24 protein-coding genes and 2 pseudogenes are annotated in these 20,168 nt (G+C 32.9%); 7 read left to right on the forward strand and 19 right to left on the reverse strand.

The genetic code is table 11. The features are described 5' to 3' along the window. Positions 1-5 precede the first annotated feature (5 nt). Entirely contained in the window at positions 6-863 is an 858-nt protein-coding gene (locus ILS93_RS15465) for a CheR family methyltransferase (RefSeq protein ID WP_064473792.1), read from the forward strand. A 39-nt stretch (positions 864-902) separates the two neighbouring features. Here the strand turns inward: ILS93_RS15465 and ILS93_RS15470 are convergent, their stop codons facing one another. From ILS93_RS15470 to ILS93_RS15490, 5 genes are all read right to left on the reverse strand, one after another. Continuing rightward, positions 903-2,045, reverse strand: coding sequence for a fused response regulator/phosphatase (locus ILS93_RS15470; protein ID WP_103656024.1), 1,143 nt, complete (start codon positions 2,043-2,045; stop codon positions 903-905). 324 nt (positions 2,046-2,369) lie between these two features. Further along, positions 2,370-2,810 (reverse strand): ferritin-like domain-containing protein, encoded by a 441-nt coding sequence (locus ILS93_RS15475; RefSeq protein WP_064473790.1) that lies wholly within the window; start codon positions 2,808-2,810, stop codon positions 2,370-2,372. 69 nt (positions 2,811-2,879) lie between these two features. Next, positions 2,880-3,656: an RNA polymerase sigma factor SigB gene (gene sigB, locus ILS93_RS15480; RefSeq protein WP_149173366.1), complete on the reverse strand. Its 777-nt coding sequence runs from the start codon at positions 3,654-3,656 to the stop codon at positions 2,880-2,882. Continuing rightward, complete coding sequence (gene rsbW, locus ILS93_RS15485; protein ID WP_088047893.1) at positions 3,619-4,101, reverse strand: anti-sigma B factor RsbW; 483 nt, start codon at positions 4,099-4,101, stop codon at positions 3,619-3,621. The genes sigB and rsbW overlap by 38 nt, the downstream gene beginning before the upstream one ends. A gap of 6 nt (positions 4,102-4,107) precedes the next feature. Continuing rightward, positions 4,108-4,446, reverse strand: coding sequence for an STAS domain-containing protein (locus ILS93_RS15490; protein ID WP_149173367.1), 339 nt, complete (start codon positions 4,444-4,446; stop codon positions 4,108-4,110). Between the two features lie 197 nt (positions 4,447-4,643). Here ILS93_RS15490 and ILS93_RS15495 point away from each other — a divergent pair, with 197 nt between their 5' ends. Continuing rightward, entirely contained in the window at positions 4,644-4,844 is a 201-nt protein-coding gene (locus tag ILS93_RS15495) for a hypothetical protein (RefSeq protein WP_064473787.1), read from the forward strand. A 180-nt stretch (positions 4,845-5,024) separates the two neighbouring features. Here the strand turns inward: ILS93_RS15495 and ILS93_RS15500 are convergent, their stop codons facing one another. The 3 genes from ILS93_RS15500 to ILS93_RS15510 all read right to left on the reverse strand — a co-directional run bounded on the left by ILS93_RS15500 (position 5,025) and on the right by ILS93_RS15510 (position 5,992). After that, complete coding sequence (locus ILS93_RS15500; RefSeq protein WP_000522902.1) at positions 5,025-5,276, reverse strand: GlsB/YeaQ/YmgE family stress response membrane protein; 252 nt, start codon at positions 5,274-5,276, stop codon at positions 5,025-5,027. Positions 5,277-5,351: 75 nt separating this feature from the next. Further along, positions 5,352-5,552 carry a CsbD family protein gene (locus ILS93_RS15505; protein WP_000004264.1) on the reverse strand — a complete coding sequence of 67 codons (201 nt, stop codon included), beginning with the start codon at positions 5,550-5,552 and terminating at the stop codon, positions 5,352-5,354. A 50-nt stretch (positions 5,553-5,602) separates the two neighbouring features. Beyond that, the gene (locus ILS93_RS15510) at positions 5,603-5,992 is read right to left on the reverse strand and encodes a YflT domain-containing protein (protein WP_000448807.1); all 390 of its coding nucleotides are present in this window, start codon (positions 5,990-5,992) and stop codon (positions 5,603-5,605) included. 192 nt (positions 5,993-6,184) lie between these two features. On the opposite strand from ILS93_RS15510, the gene ILS93_RS15515 reads away from it, so the two are divergent. Beyond that, complete coding sequence (locus tag ILS93_RS15515) at positions 6,185-6,652, forward strand: hypothetical protein (protein WP_222660817.1); 468 nt, start codon at positions 6,185-6,187, stop codon at positions 6,650-6,652. 454 nt (positions 6,653-7,106) lie between these two features. On the opposite strand, the gene ILS93_RS15520 is transcribed toward ILS93_RS15515, so the two are convergent. The 4 genes from ILS93_RS15520 to ILS93_RS15535 form a co-directional block, all read right to left on the reverse strand. Next, complete coding sequence (locus tag ILS93_RS15520; protein WP_064473785.1) at positions 7,107-7,742, reverse strand: hypothetical protein; 636 nt, start codon at positions 7,740-7,742, stop codon at positions 7,107-7,109. Between the two features lie 126 nt (positions 7,743-7,868). Then, the gene (locus tag ILS93_RS15525) at positions 7,869-9,605 is read right to left on the reverse strand and encodes an S-layer homology domain-containing protein (RefSeq protein WP_064473784.1); all 1,737 of its coding nucleotides are present in this window, start codon (positions 9,603-9,605) and stop codon (positions 7,869-7,871) included. A gap of 786 nt (positions 9,606-10,391) precedes the next feature. Continuing rightward, entirely contained in the window at positions 10,392-10,532 is a 141-nt protein-coding gene (locus ILS93_RS15530) for a hypothetical protein (RefSeq protein WP_170957612.1), read from the reverse strand. Positions 10,533-10,974: 442 nt separating this feature from the next. Continuing rightward, positions 10,975-11,256, reverse strand: a complete 282-nt coding sequence (locus ILS93_RS15535) for an LCI fold-containing protein (RefSeq protein ID WP_064473783.1) — start codon at positions 11,254-11,256, stop codon at positions 10,975-10,977. A gap of 403 nt (positions 11,257-11,659) precedes the next feature. Between ILS93_RS15535 and ILS93_RS15540 the strand changes: the two genes are divergently transcribed. Beyond that, positions 11,660-11,770: a YjcZ family sporulation protein gene (locus ILS93_RS15540; protein WP_000540371.1), complete on the forward strand. Its 111-nt coding sequence runs from the start codon at positions 11,660-11,662 to the stop codon at positions 11,768-11,770. Positions 11,771-12,236: 466 nt separating this feature from the next. Here ILS93_RS15540 and ILS93_RS15545 read toward each other — a convergent pair whose 3' ends face one another. The 4 genes from ILS93_RS15545 to dhaK all read right to left on the reverse strand — a co-directional run bounded on the left by ILS93_RS15545 (position 12,237) and on the right by dhaK (position 16,233). Beyond that, complete coding sequence (locus ILS93_RS15545) at positions 12,237-12,374, reverse strand: Phr family secreted Rap phosphatase inhibitor (protein ID WP_000821340.1); 138 nt, start codon at positions 12,372-12,374, stop codon at positions 12,237-12,239. Then, positions 12,371-13,480 carry a response regulator aspartate phosphatase gene (locus ILS93_RS15550; protein WP_064473782.1) on the reverse strand — a complete coding sequence of 370 codons (1,110 nt, stop codon included), beginning with the start codon at positions 13,478-13,480 and terminating at the stop codon, positions 12,371-12,373. Before ILS93_RS15550 ends, ILS93_RS15545 begins: the two co-directional genes overlap by 4 nt. A gap of 421 nt (positions 13,481-13,901) precedes the next feature. Next, complete coding sequence (locus ILS93_RS15555; protein WP_064473781.1) at positions 13,902-14,252, reverse strand: SH3 domain-containing protein; 351 nt, start codon at positions 14,250-14,252, stop codon at positions 13,902-13,904. A gap of 229 nt (positions 14,253-14,481) precedes the next feature. Continuing rightward, on the reverse strand, positions 14,482-16,233 hold the full coding sequence (gene dhaK, locus ILS93_RS15560) for a dihydroxyacetone kinase subunit DhaK (RefSeq protein ID WP_064473780.1): 1,752 nt from the start codon (positions 16,231-16,233) through the stop codon (positions 14,482-14,484). Between the two features lie 178 nt (positions 16,234-16,411). On the opposite strand from dhaK, the gene dhaS reads away from it, so the two are divergent. Together dhaS and dhaQ are read left to right on the forward strand one after the other, a co-directional pair. After that, on the forward strand, positions 16,412-16,978 hold the full coding sequence (gene dhaS / locus ILS93_RS15565) for a dihydroxyacetone kinase transcriptional activator DhaS (protein WP_000204216.1): 567 nt from the start codon (positions 16,412-16,414) through the stop codon (positions 16,976-16,978). A gap of 19 nt (positions 16,979-16,997) precedes the next feature. After that, positions 16,998-17,996, forward strand: coding sequence for a DhaKLM operon coactivator DhaQ (gene dhaQ, locus ILS93_RS15570; RefSeq protein ID WP_088047899.1), 999 nt, complete (start codon positions 16,998-17,000; stop codon positions 17,994-17,996). A gap of 98 nt (positions 17,997-18,094) precedes the next feature. Here the strand turns inward: dhaQ and ILS93_RS15575 are convergent, their stop codons facing one another. From ILS93_RS15575 to ILS93_RS15585, 3 genes and pseudogenes are all read right to left on the reverse strand, one after another. Next, complete coding sequence (locus ILS93_RS15575) at positions 18,095-18,748, reverse strand: DUF2306 domain-containing protein (RefSeq protein WP_088047900.1); 654 nt, start codon at positions 18,746-18,748, stop codon at positions 18,095-18,097. Between the two features lie 148 nt (positions 18,749-18,896). After that, a pseudogene (locus tag ILS93_RS15580) lies at positions 18,897-19,151 on the reverse strand (hypothetical protein); the annotation flags it as partial. Positions 19,152-19,196: 45 nt separating this feature from the next. After that, on the reverse strand, positions 19,197-19,823 hold the full coding sequence (locus ILS93_RS15585; protein ID WP_064473778.1) for a VanZ family protein: 627 nt from the start codon (positions 19,821-19,823) through the stop codon (positions 19,197-19,199). Positions 19,824-19,983: 160 nt separating this feature from the next. Here ILS93_RS15585 and ILS93_RS29105 point away from each other — a divergent pair. Further along, positions 19,984-20,061: pseudogene (locus ILS93_RS29105) on the forward strand (TetR family transcriptional regulator); the annotation flags it as partial. Positions 20,062-20,168: the final 107 nt, after the last annotated feature.

Here is a 20,168-nt window from a genome sequence, read left to right on the forward strand (position 1 = left end):
TTTAAGTGGAAAATAAGTATTATAATTTTGACCCATCTGTAGATATGGATAAGCGCACGAACTTAGAAATTGAATTACTATTGGAAGCGGTATTTAAACTATCTGGCTTTGATTTTCGCCAATATGCTCGCACATCTATTTATAGAAGAATTTGTAATAGAATGCAGCTCTCTAATATCCCTACCATTTCAAAATTAATTGAAAAAGTAATTCATGAGGAAGGGTTTTTAGAACAGTTATTAAATGATTTCTCCATTAACGTAACTGAAATGTTCCGTAACCCTGCTTTTTTTAAGGCACTAAGAGAGCATGTGATTCCTGAATTAAAAAAGTATCCTGAAATTAGAATTTGGCACGCTGGATGCGCAACCGGTGAAGAAGTATTATCAATGTCCATCTTACTTCACGAAGAAGGATTAAGTGAAAAAGCTGTTATTTACGCAACAGATATGAATACAAATGTGTTAGAAAAAGCAAAACAAGGCATCCTTCCGTTAAATAAAATGCAAACTTATACGAAAAACTATTTACAAGCTGGCGGTACACAAGCATTTTCTAACTATTATTCAACAGATAGTCGTTTTGCTTATTTTAATCCATCCCTGTTACAAAACATTATTTTTGCGCAGCATAATTTAGTAACCGATCAATCTTTTAACGAATTTCATATTATACTTTGCCGTAACGTTTTAATTTACTTTACAGGTAAACTTCAAAACCAAGTACAGCAACTATTTTATGAAAGTTTAGGCCACAATGGATTCCTATGTTTAGGAAATAAAGAAACTCTTCGTTTTTCACATATAATGCCGCATTATATCCAGTTTAATCCTAACGAACAAATCTATCAAAAAATACAATAAAAAGCGTATGAAATCCTCTGTTTGGATTTCATACGCTTTTTATTTCGCATTCGTTTGTATCATAATTAGGCACATATCATCTGATTGTGTTTTCTTCTGTTCTTCCTTATAAAACCCTTCTATCTCTTCTTCTAAATCTCCCCATTTTCTTTCTGTAAAAGCACGTAATTTCTCTTCAGACTCAAATTCATCATTTGCAATTGCTTCAAGAACACCATCTGTAAACAATGCGATTTGAGCGTTCTTCTCAAAATGTATAACTGTCTTTTCAACTTTTATTTCATCAAAAAATCCTACCGCACAACTCCCGCGATTTAGTTCCACTACATTCGCTTCATCAACTAAAACGTACCCAGAAGGATGTCCTGCATTTACATATTCAATTGTTCTCTTTTCTGTATCCACTACTAAGTATATCGCTGTAAAATAATATGGGATATTGTCATTTTCATTATGTAAAAGGGTCATATATTTATTTAAGTCTTTAATGACAAGTTCTGGATCGATTAAACATTTAATCGATTCACGTAATGCAGACGAGATAAACATACAAACTAATGAAGCAGATACACCATGTCCCATCACATCTAATAATATAATACCATAGCGGTTTTCATCGGTTTTATACCAATAATACATATCTCCAGCTAGTTTGAATGAAGGTAAGTAACTTGCTTCAATTTTTATATGATCTTCTCTTAATGGGCTACTTAATAAGTTTCTTTGTACTTGTGTAGCTAAATCTAATTCATTACGAAGGTTTTCTTCTTGTTCTTTATGCCAATTTAATTCCGATTTCAAGCGTAATGCTACACGCATACGCGCTAACAATTCAACTTTATTTATAGGTTTCGTAATATAATCCATTGCGCCTATATCAAGCGCTTCAGCTAATTTATTCGCATCTTCTAAAGCTGTTACAAAAATAATAGGAATATCTTTACACTTCTCCTCATTTTGTAATCGCCTACAAACTTCAAGTCCGTCAATTTCAGGCATCATAATATCTAATAGTATTAAATCAATTTCATTATGCCTGGAAGAATCTTTTCCAAAATGGATGTATTCGAAAAGCTCTTGTGCAGAATTAAGCGATACAAGATCCTGATATCCGGCTTGTTTTAAAATTTTTTCAATTACAAAAATGTTAACCGGATTATCATCGACAATTAAAATGGACACAAGTTATTTCCCCTTTTCTTATTTAAAATGTAAATCTATTATCATTTTCTATTTTTCTAGTATTGCATACTCAGTTACAAAATGAAAATTTCCTACTCAAACATATTTATACAGCAAAAGAACAAACCCCTAGAAATGAGGGTTTGTTCTTTCACTCTATAAAGTGAAACTTTAATCAGTGGGGGTTTTCTTCATCCCCCACTGATTATTAGTTGAACCAATCGGACTTTTATGGGCAGTTGATCCCCCACCTAAATTCTTTGCTTTCGCTGCATTTTGAGGTGGGGGTCTTACTGCCCATTAAAGTGGGGTAAATTTCCACTATTAATTTAACACCATCGCTTTGTCTTTTAAAAGACGATCTAATTCTTCCATATGATTTGTTTCATCTGCGATCATATCTTCTAACTTTACAACTAACTCTGTCATATTTAATTTCGCTGCCTGTTCTTTTCTCGTTTCATAGCGCTTAATTGTTTCATATTCTGCTTGTCTAGCTTCTTCTAACATTTCTCTAACATCTTCTACTTGTTTCACTGGTAAAGGGATCGTAGTAGGTGTACCACCTAGCGTCTTAATTTTCTCCGCTAAATATAAGGCATGTCCTTGTTCATCACTAATTTCAGATTCAAAGAAAGGTTTTAACACTTGTCTATATATACCAGAAACTGTAGCTGCATTATGGTTATACATTATAATTGCCGAGTATTCTCCTGCTAAATCTTCGTTCAATCCTTCGATTAGTTCTTTCACATCGTGTGACATTTTAATATCTCCTCCTATACTTAATAACTACCCCTTTTCTCATGTTTTAAACATAATTTTTTAAAATTTTTATGTATCTAAAAACGCTGCTTGCTTCAATTTATTTATCGCTTGTCTTTTAATACGAGAAACGTGCATTTGTGAAATACCTAACCGTTCTCCTGTATCCTTTTGATTTAAATTTTCTCCAAATATATAATGAATGACACTCTTTTCCGTATCATTTAATACGTTAAAAATATCCTTTAAAACGAGACGTCTTTCTGTCTCTTCATATCCTTGCTCTACTTCACCTACAGATTCAATTCTCGCTACGGAACTTCCATCAGATGAATTTTCAACTACATCATCTAAGGACGATACTCGATAATTATTTTTTGCATCCATAATTTCTAGCACTTCCTCTTCGGATAATCCTAAATGATCTGCAATCTCTATAATCTTCGGTGAACGTTGCAAATGATCTGTTAGCTCCTCTATCGCAAGTTTAATCTTCCCGCCTAAATCTTTAATTCGCCTTGGAACATGAATGCCCCAAGTTTTATCACGTAAATACTTCTTTATTTCACCTACTATCGTAGGTATTGCAAATGGCTCAAAAGCATTCCCTATCGAATAATCATACCTTCTTATTGCGCCTAAGAGCCCTAACATTCCTACTTGTATAATATCCTCATGCATTGGCCCACCTTTTGAATAGCGATATGCAATGGAATATACGAGATTTTTATAATGATTAACCAATCTTTCCTGCGCTTCATCACATTGGTTTTGTTGGAATTCTGCAATTAGTTTAATAACGTCTTCTTTAGTAAGATTTGTAGGTTGAGATTGGATTTCCATCATTCTCCACCTGCTCTCTTTGTATATATTTTGTCATTAAAACTGTCATGCCCTCATCATGCATAATTTGTATATCATCCATTAACGTATTTATTAAATATAAACCTAGACCATTTTCCGGCAAATGTTCTACTGGTTTATTAATATCATACGGACCAACTTTCCTTTTTAAAGTGCTAAAATCAAAGCTAACTCCATTATCCGCAACCATAATTTCTAATCGATCTTCATATAGACCAAAGACAATTGTAATTTCTCCAATGTCTTCCTTATACGCATGTTGTACAATGTTTGTACATGCTTCACTAATAGCAATTTTCATATCCTCTATATCGTCATAAGCAAAGCCCATTCGATTCGCAACACCAGCCATTGTTAAACGAATAATAGCCACATATTCTGCTTTTGCAGGAATTTTCATTTCTATCTTTTCAAATTTCTCCATCATCCCTAGTCACCTTCTTTCTACTTTTTCAAAATCGGAATTCAAATTTAATATTTCTGTTAGTCCTGTAATATCAAATAATCTTTTTAGTCTTTTAGAGACACCAATAAATTCTAGCTTGCCATCATTTTTCTTAATTGTTTTTAAAAGAGCTATAAATACGCCTAAGCCTGTACTATCCATATACTCTACCTCAGTAAAATCTACTACAATATGAACCTCTTTTTCGCTTGCAATAGGCATTACCTTATTTTTCAAATCTGATGCCGTATACGCATCAATCTCACCATTAAGTTGTACTGTATAGCCTAAATCACTTTGCAAAATATTTATTGCCAAATTCATCATTTCCGCCCCCTTATCTCAAACTACTACTATTTAATTACCCATAAAAATTAGTTTTAAACATATTTTTTCATTTTAATTATAAATAAATTTTCTACACCTTTCTCAGCTTAACACTAAAAAAAATACTACCAAATGTTTAAACCTTATAAATTTGTGTATGTATAATGTATAAACATTATTTTTAGGGGGATCTATCTATGGAAGAGCACAGCTTTAAAAAGGGAGATTTTGTTCAATTTTCTTATCGACACGATCATGCTACAAAATTAATTGGTTCCATTATTAACATACTAACGAATACAATTGTAGTTGATATAGGTAATAGCGAGGACTTATCTCATATAGAACCAAGGCAGGTCGTAAGAATAAATAATTGTGAAAAAGTAACAATGGTTTAATACATATTAGAAAGTATAATTTTAATGAGTGGGGGTTCTTCATCCTCCACTCATTCCTATGTAAAATACATAAAAAAGCATCCAAATTAGTTTAATTGGATGCTTTTTTATGTATATTTATCAGTTCGTTAACCTTATAGCTATATATAACAAAATTAAGATTACTATTCATTATCATACTTACGCTTTCCGTAGCATTCTAGAAAAGAATGTAACGATTAAAATAAAGACGATTGCACCTAATAAAGCTGGAAGAATAAAGATACCTCCCCATTCAGGGCCCCAGTGACCAAATAAGGCACTACCTACCCAAGATCCGATTAATCCGGCAATAACATTACCAACTATACCTAAAGGAAAGTCTTTTCCCGTAATCATTCCAGCTAATGCACCAATAAGTCCACCTACAATACACGTAATAATAAGTCCCATAATTAGACCTCCTATATTATTTTTATAATGGATTTATCAAGCTTTGGCGTTTAACCAAAGCTTGATAAACATGTATTATTCTTTGTTATCCAATCCATCACTTATCTTTTGTTTCACTTTTCCGACTTTTTCTTTTACAGTTCCCTTCGTCTTCTCCCACTTCCCTTCATTTTTCAACTCTCTATCTTCTGTAACTTCACCAATTCCTTCTTTTACTTGCCCCTTTTTCTTTTCAACTTTACCGGTAATTTGTTCTTTTAGCCCGCTCTCACTCATATTTCCAATCTCCTTTTCGTAATAGATTTATAGATTTAAAGGATACAAATTTAAATAGAATACGTGCATCTTCTTTCTTGTAACCATTCACCGATTCTTTCTAAATCCTTAACGAATAACAAGATTTTTCCTTCATCCAGTTTTTCTTCATAAAAGTTAGCTTCTTCCTCATTAAGTCCTAACTCTTGCATCTTATTTCTTAACTGATCTCCCGTTTTTTGAAAGACGTTAATAATGCTTGTCCCAAGTCCCTCCTCTTTTATTCCAATTGTATTCACGTCTGCATTGTCTGCGATTCTATCTGTCCTTTCTTTCTCATGTGTTAATACGTAAATATCTTTTTGGTCTATCCCTTTCTTCACTAGATCATTCGCCGCATTCATGACCTCTTTCTCCGTAATAAATTCATATACAAAAGGTTTACTATACTTCGTTTCCATCTTTAACTTCCTCCTCTAAAATGAATTATTTGTTATATTATATGTAGTACACCCATTTTCGAAATGTTAAACATAAAATATGAAAAAAGTTATGTGAATTTTTTCTATCCTAAAACTAGTAGAACAAATCTACTTACAATAACTACCTAAATTAACAGAAAATTGTTATAATTTAAGGTAAAGGGGGATACTATGAAAAAAATCATATCTATATGCGCTCTAACCGCTCTATCTTTCACTTTAATAGGATGTACAAGCACCTCAGCTACAGATAAAGCTTCACAAGCTAAGCAAGAACATACACAAACTACCTTTCAATTAAACTCCGCAAATATTACAGATATTGAAATACTTAGCACAATAAATAACAACGTTTCAAAATCTCAAACAGACAACGAAGAAATGATACAATCTATCGTTTCAGCAGTTCAAAAAGGCACACCTAAAACAATCACACTAGATCAAAAAAAGAGAGAATCAGCACATTCTACTATTACCGTTACATATAAAGATGACGCAAAAGAAGAGTTTCTTGTGTGGGTTGATAATAAGAAGCAAATTACGATTGCTAAAGATGAGAAGAAAGATAAGGTTGAAGGTGTGATGTTGAATATTGAAGATGTTAAAATGATGAAGGATTTTTTTAAGAAGACATCTTAGAAGATGTCTTCTCTTTGTACATTAAAAAAGCCCACCTATTTCCGTAGGCGGGCCTTATCTTTATTACACAATAAGAAAGTATACTCTCTTTTCCTCTGAATTTTTATGTAATTATACATATTCACGACAATGTATGTGGTAAATTCTAAATTGTAGGCATGCTCTATAAAATTGCTTCTTTTAAAAGAAGCAATTTTTATTAACTTTAGTCATAGTCACTATACATAAAAAGTAAAAGAGGAGTGAAATTTCACTCCTCTTTTTAATTGTGGATTCTAACACGCATTAGATCACTACTAGAATTTTGCTTCTCTACGCTTATATCTATTTTAAGATTGTTTTTATTTATATCAAAGTTTGATTTTATACAGTTTGACTGTATATGTAAAATGCAGGAACGACTTTATAACCCATAACAAAAACGCTACCTTTTTAAAAAGATAGCGTTTTTGTATTACCCTTGCTTATTCTTTGCTTTCATTTGCTCTTCATAAACAAACTTTGCGGTCATAAAATCGTTAGGAAAATCTCCCAATGCCTTCTTCATCACGTTCAATTCTTCTTGTGATTTGATCTCTACTCCGTTTAAGAAATCAAATGCTTTTGATTGTTCATCCGCAACAAAGTTTTGCGTCATATAATCATCTTGAAAGTCTTGCTTCGCTTTTTCTTTCACTTTGTTCATTGCATCTGTTTTATTTATACTTTTCACAGGGTTTGCGAATGCCCCTGTAGGCTGTTCTTGTTTCGGCTCTTCTTTCGTTTCCGGCTGTGGAGCTGGGGCTGGTTGTTGCTTAGGTTGTTCTTGTTGAACTGGCTGTTGTACTACTTCTTGCTCTTTTTTCGCTAATTCATCTTTTAACTTCTTAACTTGCGCATCAAGAGATTTTTTTTCAGTTTCTAATACACCCATATCACTTTTTAACTTTTGCATTTCTTCATAATGTTCATCTACTAATTTATTGTATTCTTTCTCAGTGTACATTTTTTCACTAGTTGATGTCGTTTTTCCCTTCGCAATAACTACATTAATAATTACAAGTAACACTATGATTCCTATTAACGCAGCTAAAATCTTCTTTTTGTTCATTATTAATCCTCCAAAATGTAAAATTACCAAAGTCATCATAACAGATGTAGCTATGTTCCTTTGTCATATTTTGTCGAACTAAAATAATAAAAAAGCATCTGAAACAGATGCTTTTTCTCATTCTCACTACATAAACGTAATCGTCACTAAAGAATATCCTTCTTTCGCATTATACGGCTCAGCTTTATAAGAAACACGGTTCGCCCCTTGCGGATAACCAATTTCTCCAATTACTTTTTTCACATCTTGCAATGCGCCATCCATTGATTGTTTATAAAGAATTTCAATCTTTGGTGACTTTTCGTTATAACGTTGCTGCATTTTATTTTTGAATTCATTATAGTTGTTTGCGATGTATTCATTTCCTAAATAATTTAACTTTGTATCTTTTAATATTTGCTGATATGCAGGGATTTTCGTACTACCTGCCGCAATTTTATTTGTTAATGTACTATAATAATTTGTTGTAGCTTGCGGATAATCACTTCTGTTCCACTCATGATTTCTTGCGATTTGCTCATCTGATAAGTTGAAATAAGAATATGTTACGCGGCCTTGTTCATCTGGTATCGGATCATCGAATGTTGTATCAAGGTGATACCATTTGTTTTCGATTTTCACTAAATTCCAAGCATGAGGCTGACCATCTCCAGTTCCTACTACAAAATGATTCTCAACTCCAGCTTCTTTTAATAATTGATAGGTTAATAGTGCGTAACCTTGGCAAACTGCAGAACGATTTACGAGTGCTTCATATGCTGTGTAAGCTTTATAAGACGTATCATAAGAAATATGCTTTACGACATAATCATGAATCGCCTTCACTTTTTCGTGATCATCCATTCCAACTTGCGTAATAGAAGAAACAATTGCCTTTGCTTGCTTCATTACATATTCCGTTTGTTCTTTCGTTTCACGATATGTAATCTTTAACGTAAACGTATAATTTCCAGGTGATCCAGAAATTCCATATGAAACATTCGATCTATTATAATTTGTATACTCATTTTTACTTGCGACTTCTTTATAGGCGTTGAAAAGTGTCTTCATTACTTCTTCATGATTACTATTTTTCGTTTTATATGGAAGTGTAATATTCGTTTCATACGCATTAATACGCTTTTGCACTTCATCTTTAAAAGCCGCTAATAATGCCGCATCTCCTGTATCTTGCACCGCAACTTCAGGCTTTTTATATTTCAAAGTATTATATAAAAACTGTGCATATTGTTCACGTTTTACCGTGCTATATGGCTCAAATCCCCCTTCGCCTGTACCAGAAGCAATCCCGTTTGATTGCACCGCACTAATTGCATTTTCACCCCAATAACCACTTGGAACATCATTAAATGTATGCTTTTGTTTCGCAGAAAGATGGAAAGCGTTTGTAAGAATTTGTGCCATTTCTGCGCGGCTAACAGAGTCTTTCGGTCTAAATCCACCGTTTGCATCACCTTTAAAAACCCCTAATTTCGTTAACGTTAAAACCTCTTCTGGAAACAATGTTGAACCTGAGCGAATATCTCGATACGGATTATTTAAAGTAGATCCATCTTTTAATACGTAACGAGCACCTTCATTACTGAACGTACCACCTTGCTTATTCGGTACTAACACACGATAAATTAAAGCTGCAACTTGCTCTCTCGTCGCAACATCTCCAAAACCAAATATTCCATTTCCATAACCGGAAATAATATTTTTACTCGCTAAATCTTTAATCGCGGGATACGACCAATGCGATGTAGGAACATCAGAAAAAATACCTGCCTCAGCAGCTTTCACATCACTGCCATTTGTATATAATAAAGCGCCACCAATAAGTGTTAATGATGTAATTGATTTTAATAGTTTTGTGTACATAATTCCTTCTCCCAATACGTTCTCTATTTTTATATTTTGTCGAAAAATCTAAAATAATATGACAAAACATATTATACTATTAAAATTTTTTGAAGGATATATTAAGTTTCGAAATATGCAAAAACTCATATTATTATATTTTTCCGTATTAATATTATGTTGTTTTACTTGCGGATATATAAAAGGGTCTATTGTATCATGTCGAAAATATCATTTATAACCAAATTGCTTTACTTCTATCCTAATTCTTTCTGTAGAATCATAGGAAAAGATGGCGTTTTTGTATGTCTATTTCTGTATCTGATGAATTACAACTATTTGCTCAAGAAGTACCACATCAAAATCTGTATATTCTCTTCTCCTCGGGCTATTGATAAAGAAAAGGCATTCTTATGAATGCCTTTTCTCTCTTATATATGCTCTTCTTAATTTAATTTGTGATAAACCACTGGACATTTAATTATGAAAAAGTACCAATAACAAAAAAAGTTAAAAATAATGATACATATCCAAGATACATAAAACGTTTATCGTGTGTTTTAAAATATAACGTAATACACAGTAAAGTGACCAGTAAAAAAACTGCTGTAGACACCATGAACATCAATGTTTTTTAATTCCTCATTACTTAATACTGCTAAATTAGGCATTTCTTTTTTTAATACTGAATTCATAACGATATCTATTATTCTTAAGTTAATTATATTACGTTTAATTAATGTTAATTTTATATTAATACACCTTTTGAAAAAATTCTTTTTTCTTGATTAAATTCCATTTTTCACTCTAAAATACAGCAGAACCCACCCACTTACCTACAATGTAACCAATATAAATAAGCAGAGCCCCTGTTAAGATATAAAAACAAGATTTAAAATACATACTCCTTTCAATCGCATCACCAATTTTATGAAACATGTTTGACATAAAGAAAACACCACCTTTTTATAATTATTAGAGTAAAACACACAGAGATATTATCAGAAAATAACTAATTAACACAACACTTATTGGAATAATAATATATAAAATAATAACAGCGTTAGCAAAAAATTAAAATTTATGAAATGAATTACTTTGGAGTTAATATTTAGAATTCAAAAGGTTTATTAGGTAAAAAACACTTTATATTACCACTAATTATTTCTATTTAATAAATCCCCTAGCCTTTATGACAACGCTTGAACATACCTTTCTATAAAGTTGATTAATAATAGGATTGAATCATATTGCTCAATGTCCCATATTGTTTAACATAATAAAATAATATTCAATCGGAGGAAAGAACCTTTGAGTGCCTTTTTTTATGGAGAATCAGTTTAAAAACTAAAAATAAAAGAACCTCAATAAATGAGGTTCAAAAAATCTACTATTTTAAATTACCTTCGTAAAAAGCAACTCCATTTTGAACATGTTTTAAATACCACGTAATCGTCCCGCCACAAACATTTTCATTAAAACTATTAGCATATACTCCATTTGAGTAATAAAGAGTTCTTTTGAATTTACCATTAGAATACTCATAAGGAATTGAGCATGCTGCTTGCTTCGGAGAGTTCACAGCTTTTTGCGTATCAGCCGAAGCTGCCCCAATTCCTCCTGTTAATGCAATACCAGTTGCCAATGCTCCCACTACTAATTTCTTGAACATAATAAATCCCCCTTTAATAGTTTTTATAGCTTACAACTTAAATGTATCACTTTTGTATTTTTTGTAAATATCTTGAATATGTAGAAATATTTATTTATTTTTTGGTAATATTGGGATTTTATTTTATCAAATGGAAAATAGAGGGTATTAGAAAAGTATGTAACAATACATAATAAATCAATCAGATATTATGATATACTCACAAAGAGCTGATACAAAATTTCTTTAGATTGGAAAACTAAAGTCTTATCTACCTAACAGGAAGGCGCTTAATGGCGTCTTTTCTTTATTTTCAAAAGGACCTGCTCAATTCATTCTTTAAAACATAAGGTAAAGTGAACCCATTAAAATCTATGGAATGAACCCTAGTTTTCCCCTCTTATCTAAAGGAGGCACTATTATTATGGGATATGGTGGTAGTTGCGGCGAAGGCTGCGGTTTCGCTGGAGGATTTGCTTTACTAGTTGTATTATTTATTCTATTAATCATTATCGGATGTAGTTGTTTCTGCTAAAAAACTATTAGAAAAGGTACCTATATATGGGTACCTTTTCTTTATGTGTCTTATTCATTATCTAGTTCCAAACTTTTATCACGATTGGATTCGTGTTTTTCATTTTTCGCATTCGTCATACCTCAAATATGAATCGATTTAAGACATGAGCTTTTAACTAAAAGAATTTGGGACCATTTTCTCCCACAAAGGAAATACCTTGTTGAAAAACTCTATTATTTTTAATAAAAAATAAGTTCATATAGATGCTATTTATAATATCCAAGAATAGATAATCGTATAAAAAACACCATTCCGGTGAGGCTCTTTTTTAAGTCAGGAATAAGTTTTTACTGCGGTACATATGAAAATAAATCATCTGATTATAAAATAAAAAAACGCTCATTTGAGCGTTTCATCTATATAATACCTAATAATTACTTTTTCTTCACTTTGATCTAACAACTCTTTATACTTCAATATTCCATCAGCCCCACGGCTCTCCATGCGTATATTGTATAACGTTTGTTGTATTAACCTTTGATTGGTCTGTTGGAGCATTTACTCCATTTAATAGTATGACCGTAATTATTAATCCAATTGAGCTGCTTATGATTCTTTTCATTTTAAAGCCCCTTTCTGAAAACCTTTTTCTTTTTCTTTATATCCTAAATAGAAGTATTCACTAGATTTTATTGAATTTCCTTCTTTATGATATTTAACCGCTAACTTTTCAGCATATTCCTGGACATATTGCCATAAACCTACTTCATTAAAGAAAGAAATTCCTTTAGAAATAGCTAACTCTAATTCTTCAGCAGAAACATTCTCATTCATTCCCTTTAGAATTTTAAAATGATGTTCATATTCTGTTTGTTCTAGTTCATTACAGATTACTAATCCTTTTTCAATTAAAGACGCTGCAAGCTTTGTTTTTCCTAACTTTAAATTCTCTCTAGCTTCCAAAAAAATCGCTCTAAAGTGATTCGGGATTTTTTGTGATACTTCTGATAAATAACGAAGTGCTAAATCAGATAGGTTTTGCTCTGCATACATAACCCCTAAACTATGTCGAACTCGTAACATTAACTCCTCTTCATTTTGCTTTTTCAAAATATCCAGAGACGACATAAAATAAACTTCTGCCTGCTCAAATTCATTTAGCTTTACACATGCTAACCCAAGAACATTGTCACATGCTGCGACCTTCCTACTATACCCGTACAGCCCTTCAAATGTATTTCTTGCTCTAGTTGCATATTGAATAACTAAAATAGGCTGGCAAACATGATAATAGTAGCTAGATAGCTTAAAGTTAAATTCTGCTTTTTCGATTGGATCCTGAATATTTTCCAATAAAGATTCTGCTATTCCATAATGCTTTTCAGCCACTTTAAAATCACCGTTTACCGTAGCATGAGAAGCCTTAAAGAAATGGTAATAATATAATAGAGATTCATCTGATGGCGCTTCATCTAACTTCATTTTTCTTAGATCATTCTTAGATATGTCAGATTGATGGGGATAAAACTCTGCACTTAACATTTTAAATCTAAAATCTAAAAGTGAATAAAACTCTGTATTCTTTTGATCTTCTTCCATACTATTAATTTTTGTATCAATACTTTGTTTTAATTCCTTTGCCTTAACGAAATTCTGTGAACGAATTTCTCGATACCACTCATGTAAAAGTAAAGTGATTTCTTCCTTTTTTATTGCATGTACACTCATATAGATCCTTCTCCTTTGTCTATAGATTACTAACATAATAACAAAAATAAACCTATAAAACATTTAATTTTCTGAATATTATTGTTTCAAAAAAATTTCTCAATACACTTTCACCATTTCAACTCTTTAAACTTATAACTTTTTCTGTCCCTTATTCGTTTCTATATAAAAAATAAACATATAAATCAAAGATACTATAATTTTTTATAATTCTTGATTTCTCACTCTTCATTGCATGATAAATTTCCCCATACTAATTAACAACTAACATTAAAACTATTAATCCAATAAATCCTTAGAAAAAATGGTTATCTATACACAGAATTGGTTAAATATGGATATTTCAAAAAGGGATAAAAAGAACTAATCCCTAAAAGAGATTAGTTCAATATATCCAGAGTTATTATTATAGTACATAGTTTTATGAGCAAACGTTATATAATGTTGTATGGGATACATAACCTGTCATCCCTTTATATGTAACTTTTAACCACTGTTTAGAATTACTGTAATGACCTTGAACATATTCACCAGTTACCCATGTTCCAGTAATTTTCGCACCATCATTAAATGTATGTAAGACAGGTGATCCAACAGTGTAACCACTGCGCATCTTTGCACCATATACACCTACCGTACCTCCCTTTGCACAAGCTGCTACTACAGTTTTATTTTCAGTAGTATTCGTAGCCGCAAAAGCAGAGCTGTTAAATGTAAACAAAGTAAACATAAAAGCTGTTAATAAAGTACAAATAGATAAGCGACGTAACAAAATAAATTCCCCCTTTTTTTATAATATATTGCTTCATAAATGATTACCTTAAATATTCTAACTATTTTCAATATATTAATGTTGAGAAATATTAGTTGTAGTTTTGAAATAAGATTTTATCAAAAATATTAACAAACTCATATTTTACAGAGAGAGCACCGAAAGAAATGTTCTACATATCAACTATAAATATCCCCTCCACCACAAGGCAGAGGGGATATTCACATTTCTATTTCAAACTACCCGCAATCTCCGTAAAGATAACTCCAAGTGCATGTGCACCTGCATCTGGGTAGCCTAAACTTCTTTCACCAACTGTACCGGCGCGGCCCATGCGAGCAACGATTTCTTTCGTGTACTCTGCTCCTTTAACTGCTGCTTCTGCTCCTTTCTCAAAGGCAATTTTCATATCTTCTTCGTTTGAAGCGCTAGCTAACCAAGAGTCTACACATGGAGCAAGTGCGTCAACAAGTGTTTTGTCACCAACTACTGCTCCTCTACCGAATGATCTTTCACCGATAGATTGTATGCCTTGCAGTGCTGCTTGCAACACTTCAGCGAATTCTTTCACTGTTAACTCACGTTTTTCGCCTGCTGCTTTACTAGCTGCGCGGAATGCTCCGCCCCAAATTGGACCAGATGCGCCGCCGCAATGTTCCATAATAATCATTGAACAGCCGTCAAGGAATGATCCGATCGTTACGTTCTCTTGATCTACAATAGAATGCCACTCACGTTTTAGTTGCTTAAATCCTTTTGCAACACTCATTCCGAAGTCGCCGTCACCCGCATGTGTATCTAACTCACAGAACGGTACTTCGTTTTTAATAATAACGTCACTCATTTTATCAACGAGATAGATCATGTTGTTTAATGTAATGACATTATCTTTTATAACAGCATGCTCTTCCGCTGTTTCTATTTCGAAGGAAACTTCTTTCTCTTCTACACCTTCAAGTACATTCACGTACTCTACACTTTCAACTGGTCCATCTACTTTAAACGCTGGTGTATTACATTCTTTCGATAGTAATGTTTTTAGCTCATCATCTAGTTTCATTACTGTTAAAGACATACCAGCCATATCGATACTCGTCATATAGTTGCCAACGAATACTCTGTTTATTTTAATGCTTCTAGCAGCTAGTTCTCTCGTAACTGCGTTGTTAAATAAGTAAAGTTCTTGCAGTGGTGTTCCGCCAAAACCGTTAACTAAAAGCGCAATTTCTTCGCCGTCTTTTACTCCTAAATCTTTCATTAAATCATTTGTCATACGGTTAGCTAATTCATCCGCTGACAACATTTTTTCGCGTTTAATTCCTGGTTCGCCGTGAATACCTACGCCGTATTCCATTTCATCTTCCGCAAGTGTGAAAGTAGGTGATCCGCTCGCTGGAACTGTACAAGACGTCAACGCTAAACCGATTGTACGCACGTTAGCCGCTGCTTTTTCTGCGACAGCTTTCACCGCTCCTAAATCCATACCTGCTTCCGCTGCTGCGCCAGCAATTTTATGAACGAGAATAACGCCCGCAACGCCGCGGCGTCCTACTGTATATAGACTATCTTCTACCGCAATATCATCATCCACTTTTACGTAGTCAACTTCAATTCCATCTTCCGTCGCTAAATGTGCTCCGTTTTTGAAATTCATAATATCGCCGCTATAATTTTTAATAATTAATAACGTACCTTTTTTACTAGCTGTCTCTTTAATCGCTTGATACACCTGAATTTGTGAAGGCGACGCGAACACATCTCCGCACACTGCCGCATCTAACATTCCTTTTCCGACTAATCCTGCATGTGCTGGCTCATGACCACTACCGCCGCCACTAATTAACGTTACTTTATTTTCGTTCATTTCTTTCTTCTTAATGACTTTATATTTTTTCAAAAGCTCAAGCTCTGGATGAGCCATAACCATTCCGTTGCACATTTCCATTACTAATGTTTCTGGTTTGTTTATAATCTTTTTCATTGTGATTCTCCCTCAATTCCTTTAATATATTGTGATATATTTGAAATCTTCTTCTTACTATCCATGTTAAAATGAAAGCGTTTTATAGTAAACGGACAAAATGGACAATCTGTCTAAAGACACCGCTCTCATTTGTAGGTAGGATTTTCATATTACTAACACTCTAGGGATGATTCAGATGACCTCTTCTATAATTTCTAAAAAGATAATCGCAAATTCATTGAAGTATTTAATGGAAACAGAGTCGTTTCATAAAATATCAGTGAGCGATATTATGTTACACTGTCAAATGCGTAGGCAAACTTTTTATTATCATTTTAAAGATAAATTTGAGCTATTAAGCTGGATTTATAGAGAAGAAACGAAAGAAAACATTATCGACTTTCTCGACTATGAAACGTGGGAAAATATTTTCGATTTATTATTTGATTACTTTTATGAAAATCAAAAATTTTACCGAAATGCTTTTAAAGTCATTGAGCAAAACTCGTTTAATCACTATTTATTTGAGCATACGAAAAACTTATATATGAAGATTATTGATGAACTATCGATGAGCTGTGGATTCAGCCTTTCTGATGAGACGAAAAATACGATTGCCTCTTTTTATAGCCACGGCTTCGTTGGCACGATTAAAGATTGGATTGAAAGCAAGTGCGAAGTAGATCCATCCATTATGTCTTCTCTCATGAAAAATATGATAAACAATCAATTACTACTATTACTGGAGCAATCAGCAAAGTAATTAAAGGGTGGCAAAAGCAATGAAAAAGATTATGAATGATGTACAAAATATCGTTCAAGATATGATGCATGGCTTTTATTTTGAACATAACGACAAAGTAAATTACGACGAAACAAATAACATCATTTATGTGAAAGATATCGAAAAAATGAAGCAAAACGTTGTCATCATAAGCGGCGGTGGTAGCGGACACGAACCAGCTGATATTGGTTATGTAGGAAAAGGTATGCTTACGGCGGCAGTAAACGGCAGTATTTTCACTCCACCTACAGTGGAACAAATTATTGCAGCAACTCGCCTCATGCCAAAAGATAAAAGTATTTTATTCATCATCAAAAACTTTAAAGATGACGTAGCAAATTTTCTAGCAGCAGAACAAATCGCGAAAGAAGAAGGAAGACAAATTGACCACATCATCGTAAATGACGACGTTTCAATTGAAGATGATGCTTCGTTTAATAAAAGAAGACGCGGCGTCGCTGGTACTGTTTTCGTTCAAAAAATACTCGGTGCGGCCGCTCTTGCAGGTCACTCTTTAGATGAACTAACAACACTCGGCCATTCTATCGCCGAAAACTTACACACTTTAGGCGTCGCCCTTTCACCTGCAAACGATCCAGTGAAAGGAAAAGCTTCATTCACATTAAACGACGATGAAGCCTTTTATGGCGTCGGTATCCACGGCGAAAAAGGCTACCGTAAAGAAGCACTATCCTCTTCTGAAATATTAGCGATCGAACTAATGAACAAACTAAAAAGCATTTATCGCTGGAGAAAAGGTGACAACTTCGCCATTCTCATTAACGGACTAGGCGCAACTCCATTAATGGAACAATACATTTTCGCAAATGATATTCGCCGTTTATGTGAGCTGGAAGGATTACAGATTACATTCGTAAAAGTTGGTACGCTGCTAACTTCTTTAGATATGAAAGGTGTTTCGCTCAGTTTACTTAAGGTAGAAGATTTGGATTGGGTGAAGTGGTTGAAGGAAAATACGGAAACTGCTAGTTGGTAATACAAATAAAAATAGGATGGCTTCAATGGGCCATCCTATTTTTGTATGTAATTCAGCTATAAAAAAAATTCTGTCCTCAATATTACAGCAAATTTATATCAAAAATGTAAATCCTCATTTCCTTCGTACTTTCCTTTATTAAATCTTTTTCTTATGAATAATTCTGCAACAATTAAATTGGGTACCCACGCTAACCAAGCAATAATAGCGTAACTAAGTTCAAACCGCTCTATTCCAAATAGAACGATAAACAACGGTAGCCAAATTCTTAATGTAACTGCTCCAAAGGTTAAAGAATAATTTCTAATCATCCAATTCCGATGCTCTTTAATTTTTTTATTCTTAACTCTATTTAATGCTTGATATGCTGATGTTAGCCAAAATACGGATAACAAACCGAAACCTAACTTCGCTACCAACCCTCCCGTAGCATAAAAGGATAGGTACAGTCCAGAAACGCCTCCTAATAATATACCAAACATATAGATTCTCCCAACTATTCGATGACGGTTGATATTCTTTTCTCTAAATTTAGTGGATAATGTAAAAGGGCCAGTTACTAATGCTACTATACTAGTTGTAATATGTATAAATAGCATCATATACCAGAACGCACTTAATTTAGATCCAAACATAAGCTTCGCTTTTACAAGCCCTGTTTGAAATCCATCCATAATAAAATATTGGACAACAACATAGCCAGTTACTAAAAGAGCAAAAAAAGTAAATACAAACCAAATTTTCCTGTTCAAATTTTACTGCCTCCTTATTACATTAAGTAATTAGATTATACATTACTGTTCATTCTAGGGAAAAATAGAAAAGCATTCTTCATACATAAAAACCCTCAAGTATATCGTTCTATACTTGAGGGTTTATTCATTTATTCCTTCTCGTCTCTCATTTTCTTAAATCAATAATTAGCTCATCTGTAATCTGCTCAAGATGGAAAAACCTTTTTATATAATAGGTATCAGACCATTTCTCTTCTCCACCAATAATAAATAATTCTTGCGCATCATACATAAATGAAAAGCTTGGATAGAAACTGTCCGCTTTTATTTCAATCCCACCAGTACGATTACTGACAATCTTACAGTCTGCTGAATAGCTTAATAGCGTATAGAGAGAATCTTGTGCTGATTGGAAGAAATACTAGAATCATTTTATAAACGAGATCGCAACCATCTTATTGGAAGCTTACAGGTCTCCAGGATAATAAATGAACATCGCACCTACAAATGAACACACTAAACAAAAAATAGCTTCGTATTTTATGACTAAAGAAGAGTTCGTATCAAGCTTTTTTCCCTCTCTTTTACATATCATTTTAAACATTTTAAATAAAACTCTATATATTACATACCCAACAATTGCCCCGAGGGTATTCGTAAATAGATCATCAATATCTGTAATTCTATTATTTAGTAATTGATTTAACTCAATTGCCAATGAAAAAAAGAATCCTGCACATACTGTGTTTTTCATTTTTCTAAACTGTGGCCAAATAGCCGGTAATAAAAAACCGAACGGCATAAACAGTACAATATTCAAAAGATACGTCGTACTACCTGCCGTATCAAATAGAGTCAAGTTAATTTGATTTACACGAATCCACGTTTCATATCTACTTATATCCCATACAGTCGCGATTTGCGTCACCTTATACACTAGCGAAAGGTAGAATAGAAAAACATATACCCATAGAAAATGCAGAATAGATATATTGTTTTTCGCTTTAAAATAACATCCAATTTGAAACACAATACAAAACATAATAGTAAAAAAATAAGTATACAAATAACTCATCCAAACTTCTGTATGCATGTGGAATCCCCTAACTTTACAATTTCATCTATGACTTTGTCGTTTTTAGTATCCTTCTTGATGTAACTTGTTTATAGGATAGGAAAAACTTTTAAAATAAAAAGTGGGGTAAATATAAAATTTTTCTTAAATCTTCACATGCAACCCTTGTAGTATATAACCATGTGAATCGTTTGTTCAGTTAAAACATGAAATTAAGAAATATATGAAGTACTATAATCACTCTTTCTATCAATAGAATGTAAAGAAGATGACTCCTGTTTGCATACAGAAATCATCTTTTTTAGGTTGCCTAACTTTTTTAGAATGTCCTTTACAAAGGGTACAGATCAAGAGCACCTTATT

The organism is Bacillus sp. 16GRE42, assembly GCF_019837435.1.
Classification (GTDB): Bacteria; Bacillota; Bacilli; order Bacillales; family Bacillaceae_G; genus Bacillus_A; species Bacillus_A wiedmannii.

Excerpts from the sequence above, each read along its gene's own strand:
- ILS93_RS15550 (WP_064473782.1), bottom strand. The coding sequence starts at position 13,480 with ATGAGTGTACATGCAATAAAAAAGGAAGAAATCACTTTACTTTTACAT.
- ILS93_RS15495 (WP_064473787.1), top strand. The coding sequence starts at position 4,644 with ATGGAAGAGCACAGCTTTAAAAAGGGAGATTTTGTTCAATTTTCTTAT.
- ILS93_RS15540 (WP_000540371.1), top strand. The coding sequence starts at position 11,660 with ATGGGATATGGTGGTAGTTGCGGCGAAGGCTGCGGTTTCGCTGGAGGA.
- dhaK (WP_064473780.1), bottom strand. The coding sequence starts at position 16,233 with ATGAAAAAGATTATAAACAAACCAGAAACATTAGTAATGGAAATGTGC.
- ILS93_RS15530 (WP_170957612.1), bottom strand. The coding sequence starts at position 10,532 with ATGTCAAACATGTTTCATAAAATTGGTGATGCGATTGAAAGGAGTATG.
- rsbW (WP_088047893.1), bottom strand. The coding sequence starts at position 4,101 with ATGATGGAGAAATTTGAAAAGATAGAAATGAAAATTCCTGCAAAAGCA.
- sigB (WP_149173366.1), bottom strand. The coding sequence starts at position 3,656 with ATGATGGAAATCCAATCTCAACCTACAAATCTTACTAAAGAAGACGTT.
- ILS93_RS15585 (WP_064473778.1), bottom strand. The coding sequence starts at position 19,823 with ATGCATACAGAAGTTTGGATGAGTTATTTGTATACTTATTTTTTTACT.
- dhaS (WP_000204216.1), top strand. The coding sequence starts at position 16,412 with ATGACCTCTTCTATAATTTCTAAAAAGATAATCGCAAATTCATTGAAG.
- ILS93_RS15490 (WP_149173367.1), bottom strand. The coding sequence starts at position 4,446 with ATGATGAATTTGGCAATAAATATTTTGCAAAGTGATTTAGGCTATACA.
- ILS93_RS15475 (WP_064473790.1), bottom strand. The coding sequence starts at position 2,810 with ATGTCACACGATGTGAAAGAACTAATCGAAGGATTGAACGAAGATTTA.
- ILS93_RS15535 (WP_064473783.1), bottom strand. The coding sequence starts at position 11,256 with ATGTTCAAGAAATTAGTAGTGGGAGCATTGGCAACTGGTATTGCATTA.
- dhaQ (WP_088047899.1), top strand. The coding sequence starts at position 16,998 with ATGAAAAAGATTATGAATGATGTACAAAATATCGTTCAAGATATGATG.
- ILS93_RS15525 (WP_064473784.1), bottom strand. The coding sequence starts at position 9,605 with ATGTACACAAAACTATTAAAATCAATTACATCATTAACACTTATTGGT.
- ILS93_RS15515 (WP_222660817.1), top strand. The coding sequence starts at position 6,185 with ATGAAAAAAATCATATCTATATGCGCTCTAACCGCTCTATCTTTCACT.
- ILS93_RS15510 (WP_000448807.1), bottom strand. The coding sequence starts at position 5,992 with ATGGAAACGAAGTATAGTAAACCTTTTGTATATGAATTTATTACGGAG.
- ILS93_RS15500 (WP_000522902.1), bottom strand. The coding sequence starts at position 5,276 with ATGGGACTTATTATTACGTGTATTGTAGGTGGACTTATTGGTGCATTA.
- ILS93_RS15520 (WP_064473785.1), bottom strand. The coding sequence starts at position 7,742 with ATGAACAAAAAGAAGATTTTAGCTGCGTTAATAGGAATCATAGTGTTA.
- ILS93_RS15545 (WP_000821340.1), bottom strand. The coding sequence starts at position 12,374 with ATGAAAAGAATCATAAGCAGCTCAATTGGATTAATAATTACGGTCATA.
- ILS93_RS15505 (WP_000004264.1), bottom strand. The coding sequence starts at position 5,552 with ATGAGTGAGAGCGGGCTAAAAGAACAAATTACCGGTAAAGTTGAAAAG.